Origin of the sequence: Streptomyces sp. DH24 (genome assembly GCF_029813775.1) — a bacterium.
GTDB lineage: Bacteria > Actinomycetota > Actinomycetes > Streptomycetales > Streptomycetaceae > Streptomyces.
On the sequence record NZ_JARVKW010000019.1, the window covers coordinates 87,702 to 103,947 of the forward strand.

The 16,246-nt window shown below is 73.4% G+C and carries 13 protein-coding genes and 2 pseudogenes; 8 read left to right on the top strand and 7 right to left on the bottom strand.

Features of this window, described 5'->3' with window-relative positions; all coding sequences use genetic code 11:
- Positions 1-24 precede the first annotated feature (24 nt).
- The 3 genes from QC282_RS17505 to QC282_RS17515 form a co-directional block, all read right to left on the bottom strand.
- Positions 25-630: a hypothetical protein gene (locus tag QC282_RS17505; RefSeq protein ID WP_279550378.1), complete on the bottom strand. Its 606-nt coding sequence runs from the start codon at positions 628-630 to the stop codon at positions 25-27.
- A 199-nt stretch (positions 631-829) separates the two neighbouring features.
- Positions 830-1,657 carry an MOSC domain-containing protein gene (locus QC282_RS17510; protein WP_279550379.1) on the bottom strand — a complete coding sequence of 276 codons (828 nt, stop codon included), beginning with the start codon at positions 1,655-1,657 and terminating at the stop codon, positions 830-832.
- A gap of 42 nt (positions 1,658-1,699) precedes the next feature.
- Positions 1,700-2,134, bottom strand: coding sequence for a DUF6643 family protein (locus tag QC282_RS17515; RefSeq protein ID WP_279550380.1), 435 nt, complete (start codon positions 2,132-2,134; stop codon positions 1,700-1,702).
- Positions 2,135-2,443: 309 nt separating this feature from the next.
- On the opposite strand from QC282_RS17515, the gene QC282_RS17520 reads away from it, so the two are divergent.
- Complete coding sequence (locus QC282_RS17520) at positions 2,444-3,718, top strand: TerD family protein (protein WP_279550381.1); 1,275 nt, start codon at positions 2,444-2,446, stop codon at positions 3,716-3,718.
- Positions 3,719-3,730: 12 nt separating this feature from the next.
- Here QC282_RS17520 and QC282_RS17525 read toward each other — a convergent pair whose 3' ends face one another.
- Positions 3,731-4,924, bottom strand: a complete 1,194-nt coding sequence (locus tag QC282_RS17525) for a glycosyltransferase (RefSeq protein ID WP_279550382.1) — start codon at positions 4,922-4,924, stop codon at positions 3,731-3,733.
- Between the two features lie 39 nt (positions 4,925-4,963).
- On the opposite strand from QC282_RS17525, the gene QC282_RS17530 reads away from it, so the two are divergent.
- Positions 4,964-5,749, top strand: a complete 786-nt coding sequence (locus QC282_RS17530; protein WP_279550383.1) for a glutamate racemase — start codon at positions 4,964-4,966, stop codon at positions 5,747-5,749.
- A gap of 126 nt (positions 5,750-5,875) precedes the next feature.
- Positions 5,876-6,433, top strand: coding sequence for a hypothetical protein (locus QC282_RS17535; protein WP_279550384.1), 558 nt, complete (start codon positions 5,876-5,878; stop codon positions 6,431-6,433).
- A 156-nt stretch (positions 6,434-6,589) separates the two neighbouring features.
- Here QC282_RS17535 and QC282_RS17540 read toward each other — a convergent pair whose 3' ends face one another.
- Positions 6,590-7,591, bottom strand: coding sequence for an O-antigen ligase family protein (locus tag QC282_RS17540; RefSeq protein ID WP_279550420.1), 1,002 nt, complete (start codon positions 7,589-7,591; stop codon positions 6,590-6,592).
- 354 nt (positions 7,592-7,945) lie between these two features.
- Here QC282_RS17540 and lnt point away from each other — a divergent pair, with 354 nt between their 5' ends.
- The 4 genes from lnt (at position 7,946) to QC282_RS17560 (ending at position 13,158) form a co-directional block, all read left to right on the top strand.
- Positions 7,946-9,556 carry an apolipoprotein N-acyltransferase gene (gene lnt / locus QC282_RS17545; protein ID WP_279550385.1) on the top strand — a complete coding sequence of 537 codons (1,611 nt, stop codon included), beginning with the start codon at positions 7,946-7,948 and terminating at the stop codon, positions 9,554-9,556.
- Positions 9,557-9,623: 67 nt separating this feature from the next.
- Positions 9,624-10,103 carry an NUDIX domain-containing protein gene (locus QC282_RS17550; protein WP_279550386.1) on the top strand — a complete coding sequence of 160 codons (480 nt, stop codon included), beginning with the start codon at positions 9,624-9,626 and terminating at the stop codon, positions 10,101-10,103.
- A gap of 54 nt (positions 10,104-10,157) precedes the next feature.
- On the top strand, positions 10,158-10,958 hold the full coding sequence (locus QC282_RS17555; RefSeq protein ID WP_279550387.1) for a 3-hydroxybutyrate dehydrogenase: 801 nt from the start codon (positions 10,158-10,160) through the stop codon (positions 10,956-10,958).
- Positions 10,959-11,031: 73 nt separating this feature from the next.
- Positions 11,032-13,158, top strand: coding sequence for a GAF domain-containing protein (locus QC282_RS17560; RefSeq protein ID WP_279550389.1), 2,127 nt, complete (start codon positions 11,032-11,034; stop codon positions 13,156-13,158).
- A gap of 105 nt (positions 13,159-13,263) precedes the next feature.
- On the opposite strand, the gene QC282_RS17565 is transcribed toward QC282_RS17560, so the two are convergent.
- Complete coding sequence (locus tag QC282_RS17565; RefSeq protein WP_279550390.1) at positions 13,264-14,649, bottom strand: MFS transporter; 1,386 nt, start codon at positions 14,647-14,649, stop codon at positions 13,264-13,266.
- Between the two features lie 459 nt (positions 14,650-15,108).
- Positions 15,109-15,792, bottom strand: a pseudogene (locus tag QC282_RS17570) (SDR family NAD(P)-dependent oxidoreductase); the annotation flags it as partial.
- Positions 15,793-15,921: 129 nt separating this feature from the next.
- Here QC282_RS17570 and QC282_RS17575 point away from each other — a divergent pair.
- Positions 15,922-16,017 (top strand): annotated as a pseudogene (locus QC282_RS17575) (IS5/IS1182 family transposase); the annotation flags it as partial.
- Between the last annotated feature and the right edge of the window lie 229 nt (positions 16,018-16,246).

Sequence of the window (16,246 nt, forward strand, 5' to 3'; positions counted from 1 at the left end):
GAGTTGACCGGAGGCTCCAGGCCGTCAGCTGCCGGTGCCGGTCCTGCCCCAGTCGGGGCCCGCCCGGTCCCAGGCCTGGTCCCAACGCGCGTGTCTCAGGCGGGTCATGCGCCGCATGATCAGCCGCCGTCCGGTCTCCACCAGCCCCGCGGTCAGCAGGGCCGCGCCGAACCCGGCGAGGACCGCGTGCGTCGTCGCCGTGGCGGAGTCGAGCGGCCGGGCCACCAGCCGGCCCTGCCGGTCGGTCCAGATCGTGAAGCGGTCGCCGGGGCGGGGGTCCTTGAGGCCGGCCATGACGGCGCCGTGGTGCGTGCTGCCGTCCGGCGCGGTCCAGCGGGCGAGGACGCGGCTGCGCAGGTCCCGTCCGGTGCTCGCCTCGGGGTCGGTGTCCAGGAGGGAGTCGTCGAGCCGGCGTATCACCGAGGCTCCGACCCGGTGCCGGGTCTCGTGCTGGTCGCGCACGGAACGTCGCAGGGACTCCTCGGCCGCGCCGCCCACGAGCGTCCCGGCCACCGGTGCCACGAGGAGGAGCAGCAGCAGGGCGGCCAGGGCGAGCCGGGCCTCGGCCAGGTCGGTCGCGCGGCACAGCGGATTGTGCCGCCAGCGCCAGAGTCCGCTGATCGCACGCACGGTCCGCACCCCCTTCCCCGCTCCGTGATATCCCCCGGCGGAGCCGCTCGTCCAAGACCTCGGCGAAGAGAGAGTCACATCACCCCCGCACACGCCGGGACCGGAGTTCTCACGAACTCCTCACACCACGTCAACGGGCCTGCTCAGCGCCGGGTTCCCGCCCCCGGGCCCCCGGGCCGCCGCGCCGACCGGACGAGCCTCAGGCGACGACGCGGACCGGGTCGCCCACCCTGATCGTGCCGGGGGAGAGGGGCACCAGGTTCTGCCCGAAGACCAGCTTGCCGCCGATACGGCGGTGCCGGCCCAGCGTGTGCAGCGGCTCCTTGCCGCGCTCGGCGCTGGCCTGGTCGGTCGTGGTCACGACGCAGCGCCCGGACATCTTGGCGACGCGGAAGTCGACCTCGCCGATGGACACGCGAGACCAGCCGTCCTCGGCCCAGGCGTCGGTGCCCGTCACGACCACGTTCGGCCGGACACGGTTCATGGGCAGCGGGCCCTCGTCCCCGTGCTCGCCCCGCGCGATCAGGGAGTTGAGGGCGTCGAGGGAAGCGGTGGTGGTGACCAGCAGGGGATAGCCGTCGGCGAACGAGACGGTCTCACCGGGCAGCGCGAACTCCGGGTCGACGGGCCGACAGGAGGCCGGGTCGGCCATGTGCACCAGGCGCACGTCGGCGCCGAGGAACGCGCGGCACCAGGCGTGCACCGCCGCGTCCTCGGCCGGGACCGCCTCGACCTTGTCCCGGACGATCTCCACCGGCACGGCCCCGGCCGGACGCGGAACGGGCACCGTCACCGGCTCCGCCCCGGGCGCGGACAGCCGGACACCGCCGCCGGGCAGCAGCTCGGCGGCGGCCGTCGCGAGGCGCGGACGCTGGCGTTGGGTGACGACCCTTCCCCCGTCGTCGACCAGCATCCAGCGCCGGTCCCCGGCCAGCCCCCAGGGCTCCACGACGGCCTGCCGGGGCGACATGCCCCGGAGCGCCTTGACCGGGTGGACGTGTATCGACAGCAACTGAGCATTCCCCATGGGGCCATCGTGCCAGGCGGCACCGACAGCCCGGGGAATGTCTCAGTAACCGCGGTACTGCTGGTTGTTGTACGGGTCCTGATACGGCGCCGGGGCCGGAGCCGGCCGGGGTGCCGCAGGGCGCATCGCCTCGTAGCCGGCGGGCGCCGCGGGACGCGGCTGCTGGGGCTGCGGTCCCGGGTAGCCGCGCGGCGCGGTGGCCTGCTGCGGGATGTACGCCGCGGGCGCCTGCTGCAGCGGGGCCGGATGCTGAGCCTGCGGATAGCCGTAGGAGGGCTGGGACGGTGCCGCCGGGAGGGCGGGCAGTGCCGCCGGGAGGGCGGGCAGCTGGCTGCCCGGCATGTCGTAGGCGGCGGGGACGCGGATCGGGGCGATCTGCGGGGTGCCCCGCTCGGCCACGAGCGAGTCGTAGATCGGAGTGTCCGGGAAGGAGGCGGAGTAGTAGCCGCCGCCATAAGTGGAGCGGGGGGAGGTCATGGCACATAAGTTAAGCCCACGATGTGCTGGTTGGGGAGACCGATAAGAGGGTTGTTTTCCGTGCCCTGGGTGACGCGGGATCCCCAATGCGAGCGAAGTCGGCAAAAAGGGGCAGCGAGCGGGCCTCTGATCGTGTAAAGCCCGAGTTCCGAGCGGGTTACCGGCGGTTGGACAGTTGTCTCTCCATGCTTCGCGTGACGGTTCGCGAACGTGGAATAGGTTGTGCGGGCAGAACGCGGAACGTCGAGAATCGAGAAGGGCAGCCGGAACGGGCCGGCGCGGTGACACGTGATGGGGGCGGACATGTCAATGCCGAAAGGATCCAACACGCCGGTGCCGACGGCGGCACTGAGGGTGGAACTGGGGTGGCGTTCCGGACCGGGCGTGCCCGACGCGGACGCCTCGGCGCTGCTGCTGGTCGGCGGAAAGGTCCGTACCGACGGCGACTTCGTCTTCTACAACCAGCCCGTGCACTCCTCCGGCGCCATCCGCCACGAGGGCAAGCAGAACGCCGGCGGCCGGGTCACCGACACCCTCCTCGTCGACCTCGCGCGCGTGGAGCCCGCGATCGAGACCGTCATCCTCGCGGCCTCCACGGACGGCGGCTCCTTCGGGCAGATCCCCGACCTGTACATCGAGGTCCGCGACGCCGCGCAGAACACCGTCGCGGCCCGCTTCGACAGCACCGGTGCGAGCGTCGAAACGGCGTTCGTGCTCGGCGAGTTCTACCGCCGCCAGGGCGCCTGGAAGTTCCGCGCGGTCGGCCAGGGCTACGGCACCGGACTGGAGGGCCTGGCCACGGACTACGGCATCTCCGTGGACGAGCCGCAGCAGGCCGCGCCCGCGGTGACGCCGACGCCCGCCCCGCCCGTCACCGCGGCGCCTCCCGTCGCCCCGCCCGTGGCCGTGCCCCCGCCCCCGCAGACGGCACCCCCGGCCACCCCGGTCCGGCTGACCAAGGTGACGCTCACCAAGGCGGCCCCGTCGGTGTCCCTGACCAAGCAGGGCGGAACCTCCGGCCACCTCCGCGTGAACCTCAACTGGCAGGTCCGCAAACAGTTCTCCGGCTGGGCCGGCAAACTGGGCCGTGCCGTCGCCATGCACGACGATCTCGACCTCGACCTGTGCGCCCTGTTCGAACTCAGCGACGGCCGCAAGGGAGTCGTCCAGGCACTCGGCAACGCCTTCGGCTCCCTGCACCAGCCGCCGTACATCCACCTCGACGGCGACGACCGCACCGGCGCCGTGGCGACCGGCGAGAACCTCACCGTCAACCTGGACCACAGGAACGACTTCCGGCGCATCCTCGTCTTCGTGACCATCTACGAGGGCGCCCGCTCCTTCGCCGACCTGAACGCCACGGTCACCCTCCAGCCGCAGCACGGCGCCGCGATCGACTTCTCGCTCGACGAGTGCACGGTCCCCTCACCGGTCTGTGTCCTCGCCCTGATCACCAACAACGGCGGCGACCTGGTCGTCCAGCGCGAGTCGCGGTTCCTCGTCCCCGAGCGCGGCGTCAGCCCGCAGCGCACCGTCGACTACGCCTACGGCTGGGGCATGACCTGGACGCCGGGCCGCAAGTGAACCGGCCCGCCCTCAGCCCTCGTCGGGCACGGCGTCCGGACGCGCGTAGGTGCGGCCCTTCCAGGCCGCGCCGCGCCCCCGGTAGTGCCGCACCGCGGAGTCGACCGTCATCAGCAGATACAGGGAGGCGGTGAACGGCAGCAGCGGAGCGAGCCACAGGGGCTGGCGGTAATAGCGGAGCATCGGCAGGTACGTCCCGGTCATCACGAGCCACGCGAGCGCCCCGCACAGCGCCGCCGTCCGGTCCCCGGTGGCCGCGCCCACGGCCACCGCCACCGGCGGCACCAGGTACACCAGCGCGAGTCCGGCGACCGTACCGGCCAGCAGGACAAGGCTGTGCCGCAACTGCGCGTACGCGCTGCGCGACACCATCCGCCACAGATCGCGCAGCGCCGGACAGGGGCGCACGCTGTCCACCCGGTCGGCCAGCCCCAGCCAGAGGCGGCCACCGCTGTTCCGCACCGCCCGCGCGAGCGCCACGTCGTCGATGACGGCGTGCCGGATGGCGTCCGGGATCCGTGCCCGCTCGGCGGCCCGGGCACACAGCAGGACGCAGCCGCCCGCCGCCGCGGCCGTCCGCGTCCCCTCCTTTCCGATGCGCCGGAACGGATACAGCTGCGCGAAGAAGTAGACGAACGCCGGGACCACGAACCGCTCCCACACGCTCTCGACCCGCAGCCGGGCCATCTGCGACACGACGTCGAAACCACCCGTGCGGGCCGCCGCCACCAGGTGCCGCAGGCTGTCCGGCGCGTGCGCGATGTCGGCGTCCGTCAGCAGCAGGTACTCGGGCGCACGCGCGCGTGCCAGACCGATGCCGTGCCGCACCGCCCAGAGCTTGCCCGTCCAGCCCGCGGGCGGCTCGCCCGGCGAGTCCACGGTGAGCGGCAGCCCGCCGTGCCCGCGGGCCAGCTCCCGGGCCAGGTCCCCGGTGCCGTCCGTACTGCCGTCGTCGACGAGGAAGATCTCCGCCCGGCCCGGATAGTCCTGCGCGAGCAGCGACGGCAGGCTCGCGGGCAGCACCGCCGCCTCGTCGCGCGCGGGGACGACCACGCACACCGACGGCCACGCGTCCGGCTCCCGGCGCGGCGGGAGCCTCACGTCCGTCCGCCAGAAGAAGCCCTGGCAGAGCAGCAGCCACAGCCAGGCGGCGAGTGATCCTGCGGCGGTCCATGCGATGGCGCTCACGCCCGCAGTCTGCCCCACGGCACGGGCCGCGGACGGCTCATCGTCTATCGTGGCCGGGTGAAGATCGCGCTCATGGACTCCGGAATCGGTCTGCTCGCGGCCACCGCCGCGGTACGGCGTCTCCGCCCCGACGCCGATCTCGTCCTCTCCCTCGACCCCGACGGCATGCCCTGGGGACCGCGGACCCCCCAGGACCTCACCGAGCGCGCGCTCGCCGTCGCCGAGGCCGCCGCCGCGCACCGGCCCGACGCCCTCGTCGTCGGCTGCAACACCGCCACCGTGCACGCCCTGACCGCGCTGCGCGCCCGCCTGGAACCCGGCGTCCCGGTCGTCGGCACCGTTCCGGCGATCAAGCCGGCCGCGGCGGGAGGCGGGCCCTTCGCGATCTGGGCCACGCCCGCCACCACCGGCAGCCCCTACCAGAAGGGCCTCATCCGGGACTTCGCCGACGGCGTGCCCGTAACCGAGGTGCCCTGCTGGGGGCTCGCGGAGGCCGTCGAGCGAGCGGACGAGGCGGCGATCGACGACGCCGTGGCCGCCGCCGCGGAGCTGACACCCGACGACGTGACGACCGTCGTCCTGGGCTGCACCCACTACGAACTGGTCGCCGAGCGCATCCGGGCCGCCGTCCAGCGCCCCGGCTTCCCGCCGCTCGTCCTGCACGGGTCCGCCGGAGCGGTCGCCGCCCAGGCGTTGCGCCGCATCGGCGAGCGGCCGGCGCAGCGCGCCGCCGGCGGCGGCACCCTGACGGTGCTGCTCAGCGGCCGCGAGGGCCCGCTGCCCGCCGCCGCGCTGTCCTACGCGGAGGGGCGGATGCTGCGGACGGTGGCGCCGGCGGGCTGACCGGGACCAGGACGCGACCCCGGCCGCCGGCCGAACCGGAGCCCGGGATTCCCGCCGCCGCCCACCCGGCCCAGTCACCGTCCGCGACGAGGGACCCGCGCGGGGAATCGTGCGTACCCTCGAAACATGAGGGACCACTCCCACGGCACAGGGCACGACGCGGGCAGCGCGCCCCCCGACGTCTGGACCGGTCGCGCCACGAACCGGGCCCAGTGGCTGGCGGCGCTCGCCGGTGCGGCCTGCCTGGCCCTCGGTATCGGGCTCGCCGTGGACTCCGCGTGGACCTCCGGCATCGCCCCCCTGGCCATGGCGGTCGTCGGCTGCATCGCGGCCGGCCTGCTGGTCCTCTTCGGCACCCTCGCCTTCGTGCACGTCGCGCTGCGCGTCGACGAGGACTTCCTGGAGGTGCGCTGCGGCCACATCGGCATACCGCGCCGCCGCATCCCGCTCTCCCACGTCGCGGGCGCCGACTTCACCCCGCAGGTCACGCCGCGTCAGTGGGGCGGCTGGGGTTACCGATGGCGTCCCGAGAAGGGCACGGCGGTGGTCGTGCGCCGAGGCGAGGGCATCGTGCTGCGCCTGTGGGACGGGCACGTGTTCACGGTCACCGTGGACGACGCCGAAGCCGCCGTCCGCGTCATCAGGGACCGACTGCGGCCGACGACGCCCGGCTCGGCCCACTGAGGGTCGCCGCTTCCCGCGCCGCGCTCACGTGGTGAGCCGGTCGTTCCGCCGGTGTTCATGGGGCGCGGGGGTCCGGCGGTTCTTCCGTGGGGGGCGTGCCGTGGCCGGTCCCGTCGTACTCGGCCCACTGAGGGTCGTCGGCTTCTCGCGCCGCGCTTACCTGGTGAGCCGGTCGTTCTGCCGGTGTTCATGAGGCGCGGGCTCCGGCGGCTCCTCCGTGAGGGGTCGTGCCGTGGCCAGTCCCGCCAGTACTCCCGTGCCCGCCGTGACCGCCGTGAAGCTCAGCGCGTTGCCGACCGACGCGACGGCCGCGAGCACCGTCAGGGCCGCGCCCGCCGTGAGCGCGACCGGCGTCGGACGCGGGGTGCGCCAGAGCGCGTGAAGCACCCAGCCGAAGGCCGCCGCCAGCAGAACCACCCCGACGACACCCTGCTCGGCCGCCTGCTGGAGCGGCGCGGAGTGCGGCTTGCCGTCGGACAGCAGCGAACCCGCCGCCGTCGCGCTGAGCTCTCCGAAGCGCCCCGGTCCGACGCCCAGAGCGGCGTCCTGCCCGGCCATGGCGAGCGCCTCGTGCCACAGCCGTACACGGTGCGACGTCAGCTGTCCCTCCAGGGCGGAGCCGAGCCCGCCCGGCAGATGACGGGCCGCGACGGCCCAGGTCAGCCCGGCTACCAGGACCACGGCCGACGCCAGCCCCGCGATGCCCGCCCCGCGGTGCCGCATGCGGCCGGCCACCAGCGAGCACAGCAGCACCGCGCCACAGGCCAGGCACCCGGCGGTGGAGCCGAGCACGGCGGCCGTCACCACGGTCCCGACCGCCGGCACGCTCAGCAGCAGGCGCACGACCCGGGCCCGGGCGGCCCAGGCCGCGCAGCACGCGGCGCCCGCCGACAGGGCCAGCACGGCCGCGGTGGCTCCCGTGTGCCCCAGCGGCGTGAAAATCTGCGGCCCCGGCGCGAGATGCGGAACGGCGACCGTGAGAGCGACGCCGGCCAGCGCCCAGGCGCAGGGCGCGGCGACCGGCAGCAGCGCGCCGGAGATCCGGCCCGCGGCGTAACCGGCGGCCACGGCCAGCACCGCCAGCAGCACGCCCTCGGGCCGGCCGTCGTGTGCGGCGGCCGTGACCAGCGACCACACGGCGCAGGCGCCGAGGATCATCGCCCCCACGACATCGGAAACGCCACGTCTTTCGCCGTCCGCGGACTCCTCGGACGTCATCCCCGTGAGACCCACCCCGCCCCCCGAACCAAGTCGCCCCCGACCTGTGACAGTCCCGGTCACGTGCCCGCGAGAGGTCAGGGACCAGGATCTGGCCACCGTAACCGCTGGTGGACGGTTTGTGGATGAGTCGCGGACGAGTTATGTGGGAACGGCGGGGGCGGGCGGACCCGGATCGCCGTCCGAGTGGTCGGCCTGCCGCCCCCGCGCGGATCACCGCCCGGCGAGACGAGCGGGGCCGGGCGCCCCCGACCGCGCTGTCGGTGCCCAGGTCAACCGCCGTACACTCCCGGAGTGACCGTCACCGCAACCTCCGTCGGCGAGTCGGACCGGCTGGAGCCCCAGGCGGCGTCCGCGTCCCTCGGCGCACGCCTCGCCCGGCTCGCGCCGTACGCTGCGGCCGCCCTCTCCGGAGTGCTGCTCTACGTCAGTTTCCCGCCGCGCACCCTGTGGTGGCTGGCCCTGCCGGCGTTCGCCGTCTTCGGCGGGCTGCTGCGCGGCCGAACCTGGAAGGCGGGCCTCGGCCTCGGTTACCTCTTCGGCCTCGGCTTCCTGCTTCCGCTGTTGGTGTGGACCGGCGTGGAGGTCGGCCCGGGGCCCTGGCTGGCGCTCGTCGCGGTGGAGGCGGTGTTCGTCGCGCTGGTCGGCGCGGGCATCGCCGCGGTCTCGAAGCTGCCCGGCTGGCCGGTGTGGGCGGCGGCCCTGTGGATCGCGGGCGAGGCGGCACGCGCGCGTGCGCCGTTCAACGGCTTCCCCTGGGGCAAGATCGCCTTCGGGCAGGCGGACGGCGTCTTCCTGCCGCTCGCCGCCCTGGGCGGCACCCCGGTGCTCGGCTTCGCGGTCGTCCTGTGCGGCTTCGCGCTCTACGAGACCGCCCGCCTCGCCGCCGACGCACGCCGCACGCGCGCGGTGCGGCGGGGCGCCGCCGCCGCGGCCCTGCTCGGCCTCGCCGTGCCGGTCGTCGCGGCCGTCGCCGCCCGCCCGCTGGTCACCGACGCGGCCGAGGACGGCACCGTGACCGTCGCCGTCGTCCAGGGCAACGTGCCGCGCGCGGGCCTCGGGTTCAACGCCCAGCGGCGCGCCGTGCTCGACCACCACGCGCGCGAGACGGAACGCCTGGCCGCCGAAGTGCGGGCCGGGAACATCGCCCGGCCCGACTTCGTGCTGTGGCCCGAGAACTCCTCGGACATCGACCCGTTCGCCAACGCCGACGCGCGTGCCGTGATCGACGGCGCCGCCAGGTCGATCGGCGTGCCCATCTCCGTCGGCGGCGTCGTGGAGAGGGACGGCAAGCTGCTCAACGAGCAGATCCTGTGGGACCCCGAGAAGGGGCCCGTCGACACCTACGACAAGCGGCAGATCCAGCCCTTCGGCGAGTACCTGCCGCTGCGCCCGCTCATCGGGGCGATCAACGAGACGTGGACCTCCATGGTCCGCCAGGACTTCAGCCGGGGCGACGAGCCGGGCGTCTTCACCCTCGACGGCACCCGGGTCGGCCTCGCCACCTGCTACGAGGCCGCCTTCGACTGGGCCGTGCGCGACACCGTCACCGGCGGGGCCCAGATGATCTCCGTGCCGAGCAACAACGCCACTTTCGACCGCAGCGAGATGACCTACCAGCAGCTCGCCATGTCCCGCATCCGGGCCGTCGAGCACAGCAGGACCGTGACCGTGCCGGTGACCAGCGGGGTCAGCGCGGTCATCATGCCGGACGGGACCATCACGCAGAAGACTGGCATGTTCGTGGCCGACTCGCTGGTCCAGGAGGTGCCGCTGCGCTCGTCGCGGACGCCCGCCACCCGGCTGGGCATCCTGCCCGAGATCGCTCTCGTGCTGGTCGCGGCCGGTGGCCTCGGCCGGGCGATCGGCGCCGGCGTGCGCGGTCGACGCGCGGGTGACGTGTAGCCGTACGACCGCCGTACGCCCCCGGAACCCGGCAGGGGCCGCGGAGTCCGGCCGTTAGGGTCGCCCCATGGCAACTCCTGAGTTCATCCGCTCCCTGCGGGCATCGGCCGGTCAGCAACTGCTGTGGCTCCCCGGAGTCACCGCGATCGTCTTCGACGACGCGGGCAGAGTGCTGCTGGGGCGTCGTTCGGACAACGGCAAGTGGTCGCTGATCGGCGGCATCCCGGAACCGGGCGAGCAGCCGGCGGCCTGCGCCGTGCGGGAGGTCCACGAGGAGACGGCGGTGCACTGCGTCGCGGAGCGGGTCGTCCTCGTGCAGGCGCTGGAACCCGTCACCTACCCCAACGGGGACGTCTGCCAGTACATGGACATCACCTTCCGCTGCCGCGCGGTCGGCGGCGAGGCCCGCGTCAACGACGACGAGTCGCTGGACGTCGGCTGGTTCGAGGTGGACGCGCTGCCGCAGCTCAACGAGTTCGCGCTGCACCGGATCAAGCAGGCGCTGTCGGACACGCCGACGTGGTTCGACCCCACCACTTTGCTGTGAAGAGTGGGTGGTGAGCACATGGGGCGGTGGGGGGCCGCTGCCTAGGGTCGAGCCATGACCGCGCCCAGTCCCTTCCCGGGTCCCCACGCCTCCCCGCTCGACCTCGGCGGCCGCACCGCCCTCGTCACCGGTGCCGCCGGCGGCATAGGCCGCGCCTGCGTGCTGCGGCTGGCCGCCGCCGGGGCGAAGGTCAGAGCGGTCGACCGCGATGCCGCCGGGCTGGAGGCACTCGCCGAACCGGCCGCCGACCTGCCGGGCACCGTCGAACCGCACGTCCTCGACCTCACCGACCTGGACGCCGCCGAACACGCCGCCGCGGGTACCGACATCCTCGTCAACAACGCCGGGCTGCAACTGGTCAGTCCCCTTGAGGACTTCCCGCCCGACGTCTTCCACACCGTGCTCACCGTCATGCTGGAGGCCCCGTTCCGGCTCGTCCGAGGCGCCCTGCCGCACATGTACGGACAGGGCTGGGGCCGCATCGTCAACATCTCCTCCGTCCACGGCCTGCGCGCCTCGCCGTACAAGGCGGCCTACGTGTCCGCCAAGCACGGCCTGGAGGGCCTGTCCAAGACGGCCGCGCTGGAGGGCGCCCCGCACGGCGTCACCTCGAACTGCGTGAACCCCGGCTACGTCCGCACCCCGCTCGTGGAGAAGCAGCTCGCCGACCAGGCCCGGACCCACGGCATCCCGGAGGAGCGCGTGCTGTCCGAGGTGCTGTTGCGGGACAGCGCCCTCAAGCGGCTCATCGAGCCGGACGAGGTCGCCGAGGCCGTGGCGTACCTGTGTGGCCCGGCCGCGTCCTTCGTGACCGGTGCCTCGCTCGTCCTCGACGGCGGGTGGACCGCGCACTGACCACCGGCCCGCCGGCCCGGTGAGTTTTCCACAGGCCTGCCGGACGGACGGGGCGATGGTGAATCCTGTGAGCATGTCCCGCGATCACGTGCAGTCGGCCGGGCGCCCCACCACCGGCACCGAAGCCGAGGTGGAGCGCTCGGCCCTCCATGCCGCAGGTACCGGCACCGGTACCCGAGCTGCTTCCGGCGCCGCTGCCGATGCCGCTTCGGGTGCTGGTGCCGGAGCCACGGCCGCGGTCGGGAGCGCTGCCGCTCGTGGCGGAGCCGCGTCCGGCGACGAGGGCGCCGCCGTCCGTGGAGGTGCCCTTTCCCGTCCCACCGAGGCTCCGTTCCTCGAACTGCTGGCCAGAGGCGCGACGGCCGACGCCTACGAGCAGCCGGTGCTGCGGGCCCGCGCCCAGGGGGCGTCGGCCGAGCGGATCGCCGCGCTGGAGCACGCGAAGCTGCTCGCGCTGCGGGTCCGCGGCGAGCTGGAGGGACGGCGGCGACGGGAGGCCGAGCTGTCGGCGCTCTTCGAGACCGCGCACGACCTCGCGGGCCTCAGAGACCTGGACGCCGTCCTCCAGGCCATCGTGCAGCGCGCCCGCTCCCTGCTGGGCACGGACGTCGCCTACCTCAGCCTGAACGACCCGGAGCGCGGCGACACCTACATGCGCGTCACCGAGGGATCGGTCGCCGCCCGCTTCCAGCAACTCCGCCTGGGCATGGGCGAAGGGCTCGGCGGCCTCGTCGCCCAGACCGCCCGCCCCTACGTCACCGACGACTACTTCAAGGACGCGCGCTTCCAGCACACCGACACCATCGACTCGGGCGTACGGGACGAGGGACTGGTCGCCATCCTCGGCGTGCCCCTGATGCTCGGGTCCGGCGTCATCGGCGTGCTGTACGCCGCCGACCGCCGCGCCCGGGTCTTCGAGCGCGAGCAGATCGCCCTGCTCGGCTCCTTCGCCGCGCTCGCCGCGGCCGCCATCGACACGGCGAACCTGCTGACCGAGACCCGCGCGGCCCTCGCCGGCCTGGAGCGGGCCAACGAGATCATCCAGGACCGCAGCGCCGTCATCGAGCGCGCCTCCGACGTCCACGACCGGCTCGCGGAGCTCGTCCTGCGCGGCGGCGGGGTCCACGACGTGGCCGCCGCCGTCTCCCAAGTACTGGACGGGACGGTCGAGTTCACCGAGGCGGCCGACGCGCCCGCCGGCGCCCTGGAGGCCTCCCGCGCCGAAGGACACGCGGTGCGGCACGGCGACGCGTGGATCGCCGCCGTCACCGCGGGCGGCGAACTGCTCGGCGCGCTCCTGCTGCGCGGCCATCCAGGACTCGACCCCGTCGACCAGCGCACCCTGGAGCGCGCCGCGATGGTCACCTCGCTGCTGCTGCTCGCCCGGCGCTCCGCCGCCGAGGCCGAACAGCGCGTCCGCGGCGAGCTCCTGGACGACCTGCTCGACGCCCACGACCGCGACCCGCGCCTGCTGCGCGAACGCGCCACCCGGCTACGTGCCGACCTCGACGCCACGCACGTCGTGCTCGCCGCCCGCCTCGACAGCACCGCGGAAGACGCCGAACAGGAGGCGGACGCCCGCCGCCGCCTGTGGGCCGCCGCGTCCCACCTCGCCGCGACTCGGCAGGGCCTCGCCGCCGCCCGCGACGGCGGCACCGTGCTGCTGCTGCCGCTGGCCACCGGGGACACCGCCACCGACGTGGCCCGCCGCACCGCCCGCCACCTCGGCACGGCCGTCCACGAAGCCGTCACCGTCGGCGCCTCGGCACCGGTCGAGGACCTCGCCGCCGCCCCGGACGCCGTGGCCGCTGGCTACGCGGAGGCCAGACGCTGTCTCGACGCGCTGCGCCTGCTCGGCCGCGCGGGGGACGGCGCCGCCGCCGAGGACTTCGGGTTCCTCGGGCTGCTCCTCGCCGGGGACCGGGACGTCGCGGGTTTCGTCGAGCGCACCATCGGCCAGGTCGTGGCGTACGACGAGCGGCGCGGCACCGAACTGCTGCGCACCATCGACGCGTACTTCGCCTGCGGCATGAGCCCGGCACGCACCAAGGACGAACTGCACGTCCACGTCAACACGGTCGCCCAGCGCCTGGAGCGCGTGGGCCGCCTCCTGGGCGACGACTGGCAGAGCCCGGCCCGCGCGCTGGAGATACAACTCGCCCTGCGCCTGCACCGTTTGTCGGCGCCGGCACAGCACTGACCCCCGTACGCGCGGGGGCGTACGGGGGCCGGTCGGCGCGGGCTGGTCCCGGTGCGGGGGCCAGAGGCTTCCTGTCGTCCTTGCGGGCGGCCTCCTGCGAGTCGGTCAGACCTTGTGCGGGTCGGCCGCCCGGGGCTCCGCCGGGGCTCGGCCGGCGACGGGAGCCACGTCGGCCAGGTCGCGGTTGCGGGTCTCCTTGGCCGCGACCACGGCGACCACCGTCAGGAGGGCGGCGGCGATCACGTACAGGGAGATCGGCGTGGAGGTGCCGTAGCTGGACAGCAGCGCGGTCGCGATCAGCGGGGCGGGCGCGCCCGCCGCGACGGAGGCGAACTGGGCGCCGATGGAGGCACCGGAGTAGCGCATCCGGGTCGCGAACATCTCGGAGAAGAACGCCGCCTGGGGCGCGTACATCGCCCCGTGCAGCACCAGGCCCACGGTCACCGCGAGGAGCAGGGCGCCGAACCCGCCGGTGTCGATGAGCGCGAAGAACGGGAACATCCACAGGCCGATGCCGACCGCGCCGATCAGATACACCGGCCGGCGGCCGAGCCGGTCGGACAGCGCGCCCCAGAGCGGGATGACCGCGAAGTGCACGGCCGAGGCGATCAGCACGGAGTTGAGGGCGGTCTGCTTGGAGACGCCGGCCGAGGTGGTGGCGTAGACGAGGATGAAGGCGGTGATGACGTAGTAGCTGATGTTCTCGGCCATGCGCGCGCCCATCGCGACGAGCACGTCACGCCAGTGGTGACGCAGGACGGCCACGAGGGGCATCTTCTCCGCGATCGCGTCCACGTCGGCCTTGCGGGCCTCGGCCTGCGCCAACGCCTCCTTGAAGACGGGTGATTCATCGACAGACAAACGAATCCACAAACCGACGATCACCAGCACACCGGACAGCAGGAAGGGGATCCGCCAGCCCCAGCTGCCGAAGGCGGAGTCCGACAGCACGGCGGTGAGCAACGACAGCACACCGGTCGCCAGCAGTTGGCCGGCGGGTGCGCCGGTCTGCGGCCACGAAGCCCAGAAGCCGCGCCGCCGCGCGTCCCCGTGCTCGGAAACGAGCAGCACGGCCCCGCCCCACTCGCCGCCCAGCGCGAAGCCCTGCACGAGACGCAGCACGGTCAGCAGCACGGGCGCGGCGGACCCTATGGTCGCGTGGGTGGGCAGCAAGCCGATGGCGAACGTCGCCCCGCCCATCAGCATCAGGCTCAGCACCAGCAGCTTCTTGCGCCCGAGCCGGTCACCGTAGTGCCCGAACACGAGGGCGCCCAGGGGGCGCGCGGCGAATCCGACCGCGTACGTGAGGAACGACAGGAGTGTGCCGACGAGCGGGTCGGACTCCGGGAAGAACAGCTTGTTGAAGACGAGCGCGGCGGCGGAGCCGTAGAGGAAGAAGTCGTACCACTCGATGGTGGTGCCGATGAGGGACGCGGCGACGATGCGCTTGAGACTGTTCGGCGTCGGGGGAGCGGATGCTGCGGAGGCCATGTGCGCCACTTCCTCGTGTGCGGTGGGGACGGGTACGTGTCGGCACACCGTAGAAACATGCAGGTCAGGCGCACATGTGGTGGGGCAACATAGTTCGGGTGTTGGCTATGCGCGCAGCCACCATGCCAGGGCGTGGCGGGGTGGATCAAGGATCTCGATGGTGGTCGAAACGAGCGCCGTCCGGGACGCGTGGTTCAGGGTGATTCGACGGTGCGGTGCTGACTTCCCGTGCTGGGTTGGTGCTGACTACGCTCCGTTGAACTCGGGCACCTGGGATTGATCGGCTTGGAGTCGTTGCGTGGCAGGTGACCGGGCTGAGAGACCGAGCCCGGCTTGCCGCTCAGCCGTCTGGAGATCGACGACCGAACCGTGAGCCAAGTGGTCCCTCGCTGACCAGGTCCACCCATAACGCGCACCAGCACTTGCGGCTTCGGTGTCGCCGCACCCCGGTGCCGGTCGTCAGCCGATGTCGAAGCGGGCGGCGGCTCGTAGCAGGGCCGGGGAGAGGCGGCCGAGGAGGCGGGCGGCCCTTGCCTCGGGGGTGACTGGTCCGACTGCCTTGTCCTTGCGGACGGCGCGGAGGATCTGGCGGGCGACCTTGTCCGGGGTGAAGTTGCGCTTGGCGTAGAGGCCGGAGATGCGGTCGCGGGTGGCGGTGAGCTGGTCGTTGGACTGCCCGGAGAAGGTGGTGGTGCGGGTGATGTTGGTGTTGACGATGCCGGGGCAGATGGTGCTGACGCCGATGCCGGCGGGGGCGAGTTCGGCGCGCAGGCGGTCGGAGAGCATGAAGACGGCGGCCTTGCTGGTGGCGTAGGCGGCGAGGATCTTGCTGGGCAGATACGCCGCGGCGGAGGCGAGGTTCACGATGTGGCCGCCCTCGCCGCGGTCCGCCATGAGGGTGCCGAAGGCACGGCAGCCGTGGATGACGCCGCAGAGATTGATGTCCAGGACTCGGCGCCACTCCTTCTCGGTGGTCTGCAGGAAGGTGCCGGAGTGGCCGACGCCCGCGTTGTTGACCGCGATGTCGGGGACGCCGTGGGCGGCGACCACGTCCGCGGCGAAGGCGTCGACCGCCGAGCCGTCGGAGACGTCGACGCGGTATGCGTGGGCGGTTGCGCCGCGAAGGCGGGCGAGTTCGGCGGTGGCGAGGTCGAGGTCGCGGCGGCATCCCGGCGCAGGGTGGGGCACGTGGAGAAGTGGCGTCCTGGCGGAACTGCATCCACGCCAACCCGTCGGGGCTCACCGCAGTGACGTGCTCGGCGCCGGTATGCGGCCGGTCCGGTTCGCGGGCGGCGGTGGGCCGACCGCCGTCGCCCGCGCGAGGCCATCGCGTGGATGTACCGCAGCAACTCGCCCTGGCGGGACCTCCGCGACGAGCAGTGAACGGCGCGGCGAGTGGGACCCGGCGGTGCGCGTGATGGCGGGCTGGGTTTTCTCGTAAATCGAAGGCGAACTCGCATTTTCCGCGGAATGCGGGGTTCGCAGGTAGTTGCAAAGGAACCGCGCGGTCCTGGACCCCCTTGGCCACTTGCTGACAAGTTGTTGCACCGCTCGACAAGCTGAGCGTAGGAAGATCCTGGAACGGCGGGGGGATGTC

Bases quoted from the DNA above. Each gene is read 5' to 3' on its own strand.
- QC282_RS17510 (WP_279550379.1), bottom strand. From the start codon at position 1,657: ATGGGGAATGCTCAGTTGCTGTCGATACACGTCCACCCGGTCAAGGCG.
- QC282_RS17550 (WP_279550386.1), top strand. From the start codon at position 9,624: ATGGCAACTCCTGAGTTCATCCGCTCCCTGCGGGCATCGGCCGGTCAG.
- QC282_RS17565 (WP_279550390.1), bottom strand. From the start codon at position 14,649: ATGGCCTCCGCAGCATCCGCTCCCCCGACGCCGAACAGTCTCAAGCGC.
- QC282_RS17540 (WP_279550420.1), bottom strand. From the start codon at position 7,591: ATGATCCTCGGCGCCTGCGCCGTGTGGTCGCTGGTCACGGCCGCCGCA.
- QC282_RS17560 (WP_279550389.1), top strand. From the start codon at position 11,032: ATGTCCCGCGATCACGTGCAGTCGGCCGGGCGCCCCACCACCGGCACC.
- QC282_RS17520 (WP_279550381.1), top strand. From the start codon at position 2,444: ATGCCGAAAGGATCCAACACGCCGGTGCCGACGGCGGCACTGAGGGTG.
- QC282_RS17555 (WP_279550387.1), top strand. From the start codon at position 10,158: ATGACCGCGCCCAGTCCCTTCCCGGGTCCCCACGCCTCCCCGCTCGAC.
- QC282_RS17515 (WP_279550380.1), bottom strand. From the start codon at position 2,134: ATGACCTCCCCCCGCTCCACTTATGGCGGCGGCTACTACTCCGCCTCC.
- QC282_RS17535 (WP_279550384.1), top strand. From the start codon at position 5,876: ATGAGGGACCACTCCCACGGCACAGGGCACGACGCGGGCAGCGCGCCC.